Origin of the sequence: uncultured Bacteroides sp. (assembly GCF_902491285.1) — a bacterium.
GTDB lineage: Bacteria > Bacteroidota > Bacteroidia > Bacteroidales > Bacteroidaceae > Bacteroides.
On record NZ_CABUHK010000059.1, the window covers coordinates 23,498 to 36,971 of the forward strand.

The window sequence follows — 13,474 nt, forward strand, 5'->3', positions numbered from 1 at the left end:
AATGAGAACGAAAACATTCATCCTGCTCTGCCTGTTGACATGCAATCTGCTTCCGGCGCAAAATGTCAAGCTGGATATCACCCCCCATTTTCTGGGAGTACGGGCAGACTCACTACTTCTTTCGATGGACATATCGGTAGAGATAGAGGACATGAACCCGAAAAACGCCGTCATACTGACACCTGTCCTAACCTGCCAAGACCGGAGAATGTTGCTGCCCGCCATCCACCTGAACGGTAAGCAGAAACAGAAATTATACCTGCGCAACCAGATACTGCGTAAAAAAAGAGACGGTAAGGAACACAGTCCGGCATACCTCGTGGCGGTCATTGATGACGAACATCCCCGCACCATTGCCTATCGCACGGCATTGCCGGCGGAAAACTGGATGAACGATGCCACAGTGTACCTGCGAAGAACAATTGTCAGACCCGAAGGCGAACAGACGCTAAAAGATACGTTAATCATCGCGCCACAGTACGCAGTGCTTCCGCCCGATGTGAACGTGACCAGTACGACGGTTCAGCAAGCACCTCCGCCGGCAACAGCAAGCGGCAACGTAACATCTCCGGCTCCGGCCAACAGAAAACTGAAATACAAAGGTTCGTATGTTTCACCGGCATCGGATGATGTGGATATTCGCAACCAGAAAGAGCTGAACTTCAATCTTGAAGAAGCGAAGATTATGGCGGATATCAATCCGCAGATGTTATCGCTACGCGAACTTTATACGGTGGCACTGTCATACGCGGACAACAAGGCGAAATTTTATCAGATTATCAATATCAGCGTCAAGTTGTATCCGGTGCATCCTGCCGCCAACCTTAATGCAGCCGCAGCCGCCATCGAACAGGGGGACACGAAATCGGCTAGTAAATTTCTTTCGATGGCATTGCACGAAGGACTGGCCTACAAGAGTTGCCGGGGTGTATATGAACTAATGACAGGAAATACATACGAAGGCATCCGCATATTGAAAGCCGCCAAAGCGGAAGGTTCCGAGGAAGCCGCGTACAATTTGAATGTCTTTTTCGAGAATAACAAACGGCCTTAACCGACAGATACAATGAGATATTTCATACTCCTGCTCATATTATCCGGTTGCCTTGACGGCTATTCACAAAAAGTATCCGTCAGGCTCAACACGCTTCCGGCCATCGACGGGGCTTTCGGAGCCGGAATCTCTTATGCCATAGGAAACAAGAACACCGTCGAACTGGCAGGTAGCCTGCGACCGTGGAAACGGAGTGAAATGTACGCGAACCGCTACTGGCTGATACAGCCCGAATATAAATACTGGACTTGCCAGAAGTTTAACGGTTTTTTCTGGGGAGCTTATCTCAATGGGGCACAATTTAATGTCGGCGGGAAGAAGCTACCTTTCGGCATATTTTCCCATCTGAAGAAATACCGATATGAGGGCTGGCTTGCAGGAGGTGGCATCAGTTGCGGCTACCATTGGATGCTGAACGACCATTGGAATGTAGAGACGAGCTTGGGAGTGGGGTACGATTTCATTCATTATAAACAATACAACTGCGTCAGGAAATGTGCCGGATTACGTGATAAAGGACACTATCACTATATAGGCCCCAGCAAAGCATCCATAAGTTTGGTTTATCTATTTTAAAAGAACGAAGTATGAAGAATATATGGAAAGTTTGGTTTTCGAAAAGAAGAAGCATCTACCTCCGGATAGCACGCAAATACCAAAGCACTCCCTGGCGGGTATATCACCTGGGACATGGCGGTATCAGCAAAAACAAGAAGGATATAAAGATATTGGAAGAATTACAACAACATGGAATAATCTCCCAAATTTATCCCTGGTGACATACACCACACCGGTATGAAATGAAGAAATACAGATTATTGCAACTATGAAGACAAGAGGATTTTTTATTATTGCGCTCATTCTATCCCTTTCGATACAAGCTCAAACGGTTGTAACGAAAGAGCAGGGCTCCGTTCGCACTACTTCCTCTAGCCTGTATAAGATGGGGAAAGAGTTAGTGGTTTCTATTTCGATAGACATCACCCGCGACTTCTCGCCCAATGAATCAATGGTGCTCGTTCCTGTTATCACTGACAGTCCGGAGCATCAGTTGGAGCTGCCGCCTATTTATATCAACAGCCGGAAACAACATATCATTTTCCAGCGGGAGACAAGTAAAAAAGAAAAGGAAGCCCAAGCCCTGCAAAGAAAAAACGGAGTCAGGCAGACTATGCATTACCTGCAATCCGTTCCGTTTGAGAAATGGATGAACCGGGCTGCGCTCTCACTGATAGAGAGGAGTTGCGGTTGCGGTATTCCCGGTACGGAAGACTTCACCTGCATCGCCCGCCTGCATCCACAGCCAATGCCTGCTCCGCAACTTGCGTTCCTGACTCCGCAAATCGAGAAATCGAAAATCAGAAAGGAGAAAGGATCGGCGTTCATTGACTTTCCCGTCAATGTAGCTGTCATTAATGACAAGTACAGTAATAATGCAGCCGAACTGAACAAAATCATAGAAACAATCAACACCATCAAAAAAGACAGTAATGTAAGCATCACACACATCAGTATTCACGGTTATGCATCACCGGACGGGCCGTTGCGGATAAACGAACGACTGTCCCGCGAACGCACGCAAGCATTGAAAGAATACGTAAGCCGGTTATACACATTCGAAGGAAAGGATATTCACACATCCTATACGCCCGAAGACTGGGAAGGGTTTGAGGCGCTTCTTGGCGATACGGTTTTTCAGCAGAAAGAGGCAATCATGAGAATTGTGACAAGCGACCGTCATCCCGACCATAAAGAAAAGATGATAAAGAGCCGGTTTCCGGCGTTCTACCGTTTTGCATCGAGACACTGGTTCACTTTACTCAGACATTCCGACTATACTGTCGAGTATCATGTACGCCCGTTTACGGTAGAGGAATCGCAGAAGGTATTCGATACGAATCCTAAGAATTTGAGTCTGGAAGAGATGTTCCGTCTCGCACTCACACACTCTCCGGGAAGCAAAATGTACAACAGGATTTTTATGACTGCCGTACAACTGTTTCCCGATAATCCTACTGCGAACCTGAACGCTGCCTGCATAGCCCTGATGCAAAAAGACACAAAGACTGCCACCGCTTTTCTCCGGAAAGCTCCGGCAGTGCCGGAAAAGACATTGGCAGAAGGGGTCGCCTGTTTCCTTCAGGGAGATTACGAGAAAGCAGAAACACTATTCCGGCAGGCCAAAGACGCAGGATTGCCGCAAGCGGATGAAAACTTAAAACAAATTGGGGAATTTAAATAATTTATTTAATTAAAATCAAAGTAAGATGAAAAGATTCAATCAGTTAATGTCGCTGCTTTTATTTGCAGCAGTCACACAGTACAGTTGCATCAATGATGCAGACGTAGCTTTTTCCGATGAGACTCATTCGGATTCTAACGGCAACCTTGCCCTGTTCTTCGAAATTCCGAACGTAGCCCTCAGCCGCAGCGCCGAATCATCGGGCGTCACGGAAGTAGGGTCGAAAGAGGAATATGCTGTAAAAAGCCTTACTGTCTATCTGTTCGACTCGACAACTAAAACTCTCAAAGACCAGCAGGAACTGAAGAACATCAGCCAGACCGGTGTGGACGGTCAGAAAATACAGTACACTGCCGACAAAATCACAGTCAATCCAGGGACTTACAATATCTTCGCCATCGCGAACGGAAAGGCCGTCACCGGAGATATCAGCACACAAGATGCTTTCCTGAACGCTGTCGACGGCATTACGTACAGTGAAGGAAAGATTCCAAGCGTACCCGCAAGCGGATTTGTCATGACAAACCGTGGTGCCGCCAATCTGAATGTAGAGGTAAACAAACCTACCGACTCTGACAAGGTGACCAGTGTTTCCATCGGCCTGGAGCGTGTGGTCGCTAAAATCGAGGTGGCTCAAAAGCAGGAAACATTCCCGCTGAAAGACCCTGCCGGAAAGGTCTATTGCACCATCAAGCTCAATAATTTCAGAATGTTGAACCTGGCGACACAGTTCTATACATTCCGCCACACGGCCGTACTGAATGACTTCCGGGAACCGGGTGCATACACGGACGAAAACTTCGGCGACATCAATGATAACAACGGGTATGTAATCGACCCTTATTTCTTCAAGAAGACAGTAGAAGGTGCCAAAGACTTCACCAATGCCGACGGATTCTTCGCACAGGCGTTAGTAGACCTGGACATCAACGACAGCAACTGGGCAGGCATGGCGCAGGCAAACAGTTGGTCGCACATCTACTGCCTGGAGAACTGTACGTACATCAATGCACAATTGAATGCGTACAGCACCGGAGTGATGTTCAAAGCGAACATGGATATTGCCGCCGACCGCGTTTTCGACGAAAACGGTGACAATGTAAGCAATCCGTCCAACTGGCCGACCAAGCTGTTCTACTTCAACTACAACTTCTACACCGGCGTGGATGCTATCCGCAAGTTGGTTCTGAACAACTTGCCTGAAGACATTACCGATGATTCAGCTACGGAGATTCTTGCCCAATATAGCATCAAGCGTTTCCAGAAGACAGAAAACTACTCATGCTACTACAACTACTGGATCAAGCACGAGGATAACAATTCAACGGAAATGGGCGTAATGGAATTCGGCATCGTACGTAATAACATATACCGCCTGTCTATCAGCAAGGTGGCAGGTCTTGGCAGCGGTGAACCTTTCATCGACCCGGAACAACCGGACGAATATAAAGCCGAACTGGATATCAATATCAATGTTTTTCCGTGGGCCGTACGTAATCAAGATGTAGAACTTGAATAAATAGCGTCGGCCACCTGAACTAAAACCAATCTAAATGCGTTCATTTCTACTACATATTATTTGCGTTGTCGCGTTGTTCTCGTCCTGTGACTGGGTGAACGACGACTTGTCAGACTGCCCTTCGGGAACCTGGCTGAAAATCTCGTACACCTATAATATCCTGAACGTGGACGCCGCGTCTACGCAGGTAGGCGACATCACCATTCTTGCCTTCGACAAGAATGGCAAGTATGTGGACCGGCTGGACGTAGACAGTATTACACTGCATCAAGGCTACTGCATGGTAAAAGTGCCGTTTCCCGAAGGGACTTATCATCTGCTCATATGGGGAGGGGCATCCGACAATCTGTATCAGCTCCCAAATCTCAAAGCTGGACAGACGGAACGAAAGTCCCTGAATATATCGCTGGCATGTGACGAAAAGAACCAATCTGCCAGGAAACTGAATGCACTCTTTCACGGTAGCCTTGAAAATATTACTATCAGTAAGGAATATCAGGTCATCACCGCCGGATTGGTGAAAAACACGAACTATTTTTCGTGTATTCTTCAGGATGAAAACAATGTCCCTCTACGACAAGAGGACTTCGTCTTCACGCTAGAATCCGCCAACGGCGTAATAGACTACACGAACACCCCTGTCGGCATGACTCCGGTCTGCTACCTGCCGTATCGGCAGGAAGTATCTACAATGTCCGAACAGATTCCCGTCATTCATGCCAGATTGAATACGCTGCGCATCATGAAGGGAGACAACACAACATTATCTATAAAGCATATACCCAGCGGACAGATTATCCTTCGCCTGCCCCTCACCCAATATTTATTGTTATCCAAAATCTACAATTATATTGGTGACATGGGCGACCAGGAATATCTCGACCGTCAGGATTCTTATACACTCCTGTTCTTTATCAAATCATCGGATACGGGGATTCCACAGATATGTCCGCGAATGAAAGTGAACGGATGGACCATACGCCTGAACGATTCAGAACTGGAGTCATAAAGAATTTGACTAAATAATATTTTGTATGGGAATATAGGTGAGATGTTTAAAGAAAGGCTACTGTGAAGTACCCGAGCGGGCTTATTGCCCTCTTCGCATATATGTTTCCCACTATATGCAAAATGCCTGATAAAACGGTATATCCCTAGAAAAGCCGTTTTATTTATTTGTTTGTTTTGTTTGTGTTAAGTGCGTCCATTCCGAGCGAGGAATGGACGCACTGCTTATTTATAGATAACTGAAATGATAAATCATTAGTGTCCCGTTAAAATCGGAACACTAATGATTTGAAATATATTATGAGAATATCATGTACTACCTTCTTCTTTATCATTTTTACCTATACAAGCATTTCAATTTCATTTCTCATATTCTCATGATTTTTAGATAAAGCATAGATAATCAGAGCAATAACGTATGAGAAATACTTTTAAGGAACAGCATTTCTCATACTTTATCCTGCATTTTACCCTAAAACAGATCCATTTATCATTGTATTTCAAGGTATTTCTCATAATCAATGCAACTACGCTTTTTCCACGATGGATAACCTTACTTTATGCGCAATCAAGCCGTTGTTTATATGCAAACGGCTAAGTGCCCGTTTGTATTTCACCTGACATCATCGTATTTTAGAAAGGACATCCCAACCGTTCCACTCTAGTGGATAGTACTGTTTACTCTAGTGCACAAGCCTGTTCACTCAAGTAGACAGACTTGTGCACTAGAGTAGAATAATACAGATGCTGATAGGAAAATAGCATAATGAAGGCAAGATGTAACAACAACATAAGTAGCATAACCTATAAACCAGCATTAAATCAGACGTCATCGACCTATAAATCAGCCGCAAAAAGCACAAGATAATCGTAAAGAATATCAAGAAATCCACACCCCTACTATGTGACAGTTCATGCATCTATGAGAAATGCACCAAACGAGTATGAGAAATAACCAAAATTAAAGCCATTTTGCAGGAAAAGCTATGAGAAATACCTGTTTAGAAAAACATTTCTCATAGATTAATACGCTATTCAACAGTGATTTAGATTAAAATCATGAGAATATGATAAATGAATTTGTTTTTTCTTTTTCAGAGGCCCCAAAAGCATGATAACAAGAATGCAACAAAGATAATTCTTTTCACCGTTTGTCATGGAATCTATAGCCAAGGCCCAGCATCAGATTATTGGGATCTTTAAACTTGCTCAACTGGTATCCTACATGCAGAAACAAATGGCGCGTGACGTAAGTTTTGAGAGCGAGAATCTGGTAGAAGCCCTGCGTATCATCTCCACTACATATCAGGTTTCGCCCAAGTCCGGCATTGATTGAAAAAATAGGCATCACGAGTTCCGCCCGAAGGGACACCCCCACTGCAAATTGTTTCCGGAAAGGAGGACGATGAAACTTTAATTCATCCGAGTAGGTTCTTTCCAATTTATAATCTTTGATATTGGCACTTTCGTCATACTGCGCATCCACGGAGAGTCCCGCCCGGAAATAGTTGTTGAGATTGTACATCGGAGCAAAATTAAGACCTATAATACCAAATGAACCGGGAACCAGACTCGGCACATTATCTTTGACGAATCCTTTTTTGCGAGTGGCACCATATACTACCAAATCATAGCTGACATGTGGCTCTATAAAAAGTCGCTTGGAGCCCGCTGCTCCTGCTGCACCATCCGTAGCGTCAAAAGTACGTACGACACCGATTCTACCACCGATAGCATTGAGTCCGCCATTGGGATAATGCGTATTTCCGTTGGAAAAATGAGTAAAATCCACACCTGCCGCCAGTTTCCATTGCGGATGAAGCTGCCAGTTCAGGAAAAATCCCAGGTTGATGTATGCATTGATTTCAGAACCAATAGCCATGTTCTTTTGATTGTATAGTTCGTCATATTTCTTCCAACCGAAAGAAGCTCCGAAATTCCACTCGTAGTCTAACGAAAGGCGACGGGAAAACTGCATAAGAGGCGCACCCTGAAATACATACACAGTCACCGGATTTCCCAGTTCGTCAGGGCGGGAGAAAGTACTATACGAAACACCGATGCCCTGATAAGCAGAAGGATACAACTTGCCCAAACAGGAATTTGGGCTAAACCGGAAAGCGTACTTCAGATGTAGGGAAAGTGATTGGTCGATGGCTTTCTGCTGCGCATTGTCTCCCGCAAGGAAACTGTTTGTCGGAACCACATAGCCCGGACGGATATCAAAACCAATCTGATGGATAAATGCATGGCCCACACTGTCATTCCGCTGCCTGACAGGCTCCGCAACAGTCTGAGCATCCAGTTTCCCGCCAACAGCCGGAAGTGCCAGTAAACAAAGAATGCATAGTAAGCGTCTAGTGTTCATATTTCTATTTATGGATATTTTCGTGTATTACCTTATGGCTTACCGGCATTTTGCTTTCCAACATACCAGTTATAATCCGCTGTTTCCCGGTCTTGGGATGAGTGGCATAAAGGGTGTATTCCGTTTCAAACCATTCATAAACTATCAGCAGGCTGATACGCTGGGCGGTAAAAGGTGGAATAGGAACCTCTATCTGCTCCGTATTCGGGAAAGGCAACATTTGCTGTATAGAAGTATATTGCGCCTGTTTACCGTACATCGCCAATTTATCGTTCTCAATGCTTGGTATGTCTACTGTCAGGTTTCCTTCTCCCAGTAGCTGAAAAGCCTCAGGCTTATAGCTTTTGAATACCACCTTATAATCAACATTCTCGTAAGGCATCAACGGATATGGATAATCAATATCCCAACCGTTATATTGTACAAAGCTCTTTGTCATCTCTATTTTCTGCGCATGAGAATATCCATTTAAAGAATAAGTGATACGATCGAGCACATATCTGTCTGACGGTGAGATGTTGACGTATATTTCCTGAGACTCATACTCGTTGCCCGCTATGAGTATGAGATGAAAATGATCAGGGCGGATATTTTCACCCACTATAAATTTCAGTTCTTTGGGATTACTGCGCTCGATGATGAAACCGGTCCGATTCTCATCACACACAATCTTACCCAATCCTTTCAGGTACGGGACTTGTTCTTCCGTTATCAGGTTATTATCCGCATCGTAAACTTTATATTGACAGGAAAAGCTGCCATCATAAGTATGTACCTGCAGCAAGTCCCAATTGGAGGATGCAAATTGAATGATTGCGGCATCACCGTTCCCGTCCAAAGCCAGTTCGGAATCGGAAGAACGAAAATCGTCGACAAATACGTCGCCGTTACAACTATAAAGTTCAAGTAGAATGAGAATATATGTTGCGAAGTTCAGGTATGTTTTCATGTAGTTTTGTCCTTGTCATTTCATTGGGAACAAAGGTAATATATATTTTTAAACTCAATAGCTATAAGAAGTGTTATTAACATTCTGTTTAATTGCTTGATAAAAGAAAATAAGCTATTTTTGTTCTCAACTATAAAAACAGAGTGGTTATGAATGCAGCAATAAAGAAAATACCTTATGGAATGACAGATTTTGAGTCTATCATATGTGATAACTATTACTATGTAGACAAGACACGTTATATTGCCTTAGTAGAAAATACAAGTCGTTTTTTCTTCTTCGTTCGTCCCCGTCGTTTCGGTAAGAGTCTTTTCTTGAATATGCTCGGACTATACTACGATATCAATAAAAAGGATAAGTTCGAAGAAATTTTTGGCGGGCTGTATATTGGCAAGCATCCTACACCTTACCGTAATAAGTATCTGGTTTTGACGCTCAATTTCAGTAGTGTAGCCGCCAATATGGAACGACTGGAAGAGACATTCAATACCTACTGCAAAATAGTAATGGATGGATTTGCAGAGAGAAATGCTCATCTGTTAGGAAAAGAAGCTGTTGAGAAACTACGAGGACTAAGTACAGGAGCCGCTTTATTGGGTTCACTATGCCAAAGTGCACAAAACAAGGGATACAAAATATACCTTATTCTTGATGAATATGACAACTTTGCCAACAATATACTGGTAGATTATGGTAACGAACGCTATCGTAGCATCACACACGGCAACGGCTTCTTTCGGGGATTTCTCAAAGTAGTGAAAGACTATTCAAACTCTGTGATTGAACGTATCTTCCTTACCGGAGTTAGTCCCGTTACGATGGATGATCTTACCAGCGGATTCAACATTGCAGATAACTATAGCAGCAATTCCGCATTCAATAACATGATAGGGTTCAACGAACAGGAAGTACGTACTCTTATAGATTACTACAAAAGCTGTACAGAGTTGCCACATACTACAGACGAATTGATAGAAATGATGAAACCATGGTACGACAATTATTGTTTCTCCACAGAGTCATTGGACGAACCATCCATGTACAACTCGGATATGGTGCTTTACTTCATGAATCGTTATTTGCTGAACAAACGCATTCCTACCAATATGCTTGATGCCAACATTCGCACCGACTACAACAAGCTGCGCCACCTCATCCACGTTGACAAGACTTTTGGAGAAAATGCAAGTGTCGTTCAGGAAATAGTGGAAAAAGGAACTACTACCGGAATCATCGCCGACAGTTTCCCTGCCGAAGATATTATCAAGGCTGAAAATTTCAAAAGCCTGCTCTATTATTATGGCATGCTCACCATTCATGGGACACGAGGACCGATGAATATACTTTCCATTCCCAACCAGACTGTGCGCGAGCAACTCTATGGATATATGGTCGATATCTATCAACAAGCGACAAACCTCAGTCTGGACTTAGATAAACTGAATTTCCTAATGTACGATATGGCTTACGAAGGTAATTGGAAACCCTATTTCAAGCATATTGCCGAGCGGCTGGACAATCAAAGCAGTATCCGAGAATTTATCGAAGGAGAAGCACACGTGAAAGCTTTCATTCTCGCTTATCTGGGGTTGAACAGCTACTATATCGCCCGCCCCGAATATGAAAGCAACAAAGGATATGCAGATATATTTCTGCAACCCCGCTTGCTGCAACTTCCCGACATGGCGTACAGTTACTGCATCGAAGTTAAGTATGCCAAACGTGATGCCACCGATATGGAAATAGAGAAATTGACAGTCGATGCCAAAACACAACTGAAACAGTATGCAGCAAGTGAATGGATTCTACAAGATAAGGGAACCACAGAATTAAAGAGTATCGTTTTAGTGTTTAAAGGCTGGAAACTGGTTTTACATAAGGAGCTGTGAGAGATGTCCGAATATAAAAACGTCGGAATCCCTAAGGAGATGCCTTCATAGCACAACTACTTCTTATAATTGGTCATTCTCTTTTTAGCGAGCATCTGTTCAATCTGCCTGCTTTCTACAAACGCTTGTTTTGCAGCAGTATGTCTATAAACTCTTTATTGTCATTCATCTTTTGCGGGTATTTGCCCCGTTAGTCGTCAAAATAATCATTTAGTTATAAATAAAAGACACAAATATGAAGTTTTTTCATTTCCTATATATAATAAGGTATATGTGAAAACATATCTGCTGTCTTTCTTTCAAGAGAACGAAATTTTTTCATTCAAAACAATACTATTTATCCCATTGAATATCAGCATATAATAGAGTACGTTTAGAAGAAAAGTGAAATTTTCTTCTACTTTTTCTCGCAAATTGTTTGTCAGTTTCAAAAAAGTTCCTACCTTTGCATCCGCAATCGAGAAACAAACACTGATTCGAGAAAGCAAAAGCAGAAATGCAACAACAGGATGGCCCGTTCGTCTATCGGTTAGGACGCAAGATTTTCATTCTTGAAAGGGGGGTTCGATTCCCCCACGGGCTACAAGTTAAAAGAATAAAGAACTAAAAAAATAGATTAGTCGAGATGGCAAATCATAAATCATCACTGAAAAGAATCAGACAAGAAGAGACAAGAAGACTTCACAACAGATATTATGGCAAGACCATGAGAAACGCTGTTAGAAAGCTTCGCGCAACTACCGATAAAGCAGAAGCAGTTGCAATGTATCCGGGCATTACAAAGATGTTGGATAAGTTAGCTAAAACAAATGTGATCCACAAGAACAAAGCTAACAATCTGAAATCTAAGTTGGCTCTCTACATCAACAAGCTCGCTTAACAACAAGAATTTAATAATTCTACATAGCATCAGGCTGAACTTTAAAAGTTCGGCCTTTCTTGTTTATAAACATCTGACTATCAGTTCTGTTAAGAAAGCAGAGAATACACTTTCATTCGTCATTTTTCCCGGTTTATTCTTCGCCAAATCGACATTTTTCACTATATTTGCTCTGTTATTAAAGTTAGAAAGGCAATTATGAGCGAAGAACAAATCACTCCCAATAACGGGTCTTATTCTGCGGATAGTATCCAAGTATTGGAAGGTCTTGAAGCAGTAAGAAAACGCCCTGCGATGTACATCGGTGACATCGGCGTAAAGGGACTTCACCACTTGGTATACGAAATCGTTGACAACTCTATCGACGAAGCACTGGCCGGCTACTGCGACCATATCGAAGTGACTATCAACGAAGACAATTCAATCACAGTACAGGACAACGGACGCGGTATTCCGGTTGACTATCACGAAAAAGAAAAGAAGTCGGCATTGGAAGTAGCCATGACAGTTTTGCACGCTGGAGGTAAGTTCGACAAAGGTTCTTACAAAGTATCCGGAGGTCTGCACGGTGTGGGTATGTCATGTGTGAACGCATTATCGACTCACATGACAACGCAAGTATTCCGCAACGGTAAGATCTACCAGCAGGAATACGAGATTGGTAAACCGCTTTACTCTGTAAAGGAAGTCGGTACGGCTGACATCACGGGAACAAAGCAACAGTTCTGGCCGGATGGCAGCATCTTTATTGAAACGGTCTATGACTATAAGATACTAGCTTCACGCCTGCGCGAACTGGCTTACTTGAACGCCGGTCTGCGTATCACCCTGACCGACCGCCGGGTGGTGAATGAGGATGGCAGCTTCAAGAGCGAGCAGTTCTACTCAGAAGAAGGTCTGAGAGAATTCGTACGATTCATCGAGTCTTCCCGCGAACACTTGATTAACGACGTTATCTACCTGAATTCGGAAAAACAGGGGATTCCTATCGAAGTAGCAATCATGTACAATACCGGATTCTCTGAAAACGTTCACTCGTACGTCAATAATATCAATACCATCGAAGGTGGTACGCATCTGGCAGGTTTCCGTCGTGCACTGACTCGTACGCTGAAGAAATATGCCGAAGACAGCAAGATGCTGGAAAAGGTGAAAGTCGACATTTCGGGAGATGACTTCCGCGAAGGTCTGACTGCCGTAATCTCCGTGAAAGTTCAAGAACCCCAGTTTGAAGGACAGACCAAGACGAAGTTGGGTAACAACGAAGTGATGGGAGCTGTGGATCAAGCAGTAGGTGAAGTTTTATCATATTATCTGGAAGAACATCCGAAGGAAGCGAAAACAATCGTTGACAAAGTGATTCTGGCTGCTACCGCACGTCACGCTGCAAGAAAAGCCCGTGAAATGGTACAACGCAAGTCGCCGATGTCAGGCGGTGGACTGCCGGGCAAGCTGGCGGACTGTTCGGACAAAGACGCGACTAAATGCGAATTGTTCCTCGTCGAGGGTGATTCGGCAGGTGGTACTGCCAAGCAGGGACGTAACCGTATGTTCCAGGCTATCCT

The 13,474-nt window shown here is 43.8% G+C and carries 11 protein-coding genes and 1 tRNA gene; 10 read left to right on the forward strand and 2 right to left on the reverse strand.

From position 1 onward, the window contains the following. The first annotated feature begins 1 nt into the window (after position 1). Genes RDN93_RS14965 through RDN93_RS14990 form a run of 6 tightly spaced genes read left to right on the forward strand, consistent with a single transcriptional unit; the run spans position 2 to position 5,824 of the window. Positions 2-1,054, forward strand: coding sequence for a DUF3868 domain-containing protein (locus tag RDN93_RS14965; protein WP_308746261.1), 1,053 nt, complete (start codon positions 2-4; stop codon positions 1,052-1,054). A 12-nt stretch (positions 1,055-1,066) separates the two neighbouring features. Then, the gene (locus tag RDN93_RS14970; RefSeq protein ID WP_308746262.1) at positions 1,067-1,630 is read left to right on the forward strand and encodes a DUF3575 domain-containing protein; all 564 of its coding nucleotides are present in this window, start codon (positions 1,067-1,069) and stop codon (positions 1,628-1,630) included. 11 nt (positions 1,631-1,641) lie between these two features. After that, the gene (locus tag RDN93_RS14975; protein ID WP_308746263.1) at positions 1,642-1,833 is read left to right on the forward strand and encodes a hypothetical protein; all 192 of its coding nucleotides are present in this window, start codon (positions 1,642-1,644) and stop codon (positions 1,831-1,833) included. A gap of 47 nt (positions 1,834-1,880) precedes the next feature. Then, entirely contained in the window at positions 1,881-3,296 is a 1,416-nt protein-coding gene (locus tag RDN93_RS14980) for a DUF3868 domain-containing protein (protein WP_308746264.1), read from the forward strand. 25 nt (positions 3,297-3,321) lie between these two features. Beyond that, the gene (locus RDN93_RS14985) at positions 3,322-4,815 is read left to right on the forward strand and encodes an Mfa1 family fimbria major subunit (protein WP_308746265.1); all 1,494 of its coding nucleotides are present in this window, start codon (positions 3,322-3,324) and stop codon (positions 4,813-4,815) included. Positions 4,816-4,849: 34 nt separating this feature from the next. Then, the gene (locus RDN93_RS14990) at positions 4,850-5,824 is read left to right on the forward strand and encodes a FimB/Mfa2 family fimbrial subunit (protein WP_308746266.1); all 975 of its coding nucleotides are present in this window, start codon (positions 4,850-4,852) and stop codon (positions 5,822-5,824) included. Positions 5,825-6,967: 1,143 nt separating this feature from the next. Here the strand turns inward: RDN93_RS14990 and RDN93_RS14995 are convergent. After that, positions 6,968-8,203 carry an acyloxyacyl hydrolase gene (locus tag RDN93_RS14995; RefSeq protein WP_308746270.1) on the reverse strand — a complete coding sequence of 412 codons (1,236 nt, stop codon included), beginning with the start codon at positions 8,201-8,203 and terminating at the stop codon, positions 6,968-6,970. Further along, positions 8,196-9,140, reverse strand: a complete 945-nt coding sequence (locus RDN93_RS15000) for a hypothetical protein (protein WP_308746267.1) — start codon at positions 9,138-9,140, stop codon at positions 8,196-8,198. Before RDN93_RS15000 ends, RDN93_RS14995 begins: the two co-directional genes overlap by 8 nt. A gap of 149 nt (positions 9,141-9,289) precedes the next feature. Here RDN93_RS15000 and RDN93_RS15005 point away from each other — a divergent pair, with 149 nt between their 5' ends. From RDN93_RS15005 to RDN93_RS15020, 4 genes are all read left to right on the forward strand, one after another. After that, on the forward strand, positions 9,290-11,029 hold the full coding sequence (locus RDN93_RS15005) for an ATP-binding protein (protein WP_308746268.1): 1,740 nt from the start codon (positions 9,290-9,292) through the stop codon (positions 11,027-11,029). Positions 11,030-11,540: 511 nt separating this feature from the next. Beyond that, positions 11,541-11,612 (forward strand) — tRNA-Glu (locus tag RDN93_RS15010). Positions 11,613-11,654: 42 nt separating this feature from the next. Beyond that, positions 11,655-11,909: a 30S ribosomal protein S20 gene (rpsT, locus tag RDN93_RS15015; protein WP_077152561.1), complete on the forward strand. Its 255-nt coding sequence runs from the start codon at positions 11,655-11,657 to the stop codon at positions 11,907-11,909. Between the two features lie 198 nt (positions 11,910-12,107). Continuing rightward, a partial coding sequence (locus tag RDN93_RS15020; protein WP_308746269.1) for an ATP-binding protein occupies positions 12,108-13,474 on the forward strand: 1,367 nt, incomplete at its 3' end.

Excerpts from the sequence above, each read along its gene's own strand:
- RDN93_RS14965 (WP_308746261.1), top strand. The coding sequence starts at position 2 with ATGAGAACGAAAACATTCATCCTGCTCTGCCTGTTGACATGCAATCTG.
- RDN93_RS14970 (WP_308746262.1), top strand. The coding sequence starts at position 1,067 with ATGAGATATTTCATACTCCTGCTCATATTATCCGGTTGCCTTGACGGC.
- RDN93_RS14975 (WP_308746263.1), top strand. The coding sequence starts at position 1,642 with ATGAAGAATATATGGAAAGTTTGGTTTTCGAAAAGAAGAAGCATCTAC.
- RDN93_RS14980 (WP_308746264.1), top strand. The coding sequence starts at position 1,881 with ATGAAGACAAGAGGATTTTTTATTATTGCGCTCATTCTATCCCTTTCG.
- RDN93_RS14985 (WP_308746265.1), top strand. The coding sequence starts at position 3,322 with ATGAAAAGATTCAATCAGTTAATGTCGCTGCTTTTATTTGCAGCAGTC.
- RDN93_RS14990 (WP_308746266.1), top strand. The coding sequence starts at position 4,850 with ATGCGTTCATTTCTACTACATATTATTTGCGTTGTCGCGTTGTTCTCG.
- RDN93_RS15000 (WP_308746267.1), bottom strand. The coding sequence starts at position 9,140 with ATGAAAACATACCTGAACTTCGCAACATATATTCTCATTCTACTTGAA.
- RDN93_RS15005 (WP_308746268.1), top strand. The coding sequence starts at position 9,290 with ATGAATGCAGCAATAAAGAAAATACCTTATGGAATGACAGATTTTGAG.
- rpsT (WP_077152561.1), top strand. The coding sequence starts at position 11,655 with ATGGCAAATCATAAATCATCACTGAAAAGAATCAGACAAGAAGAGACA.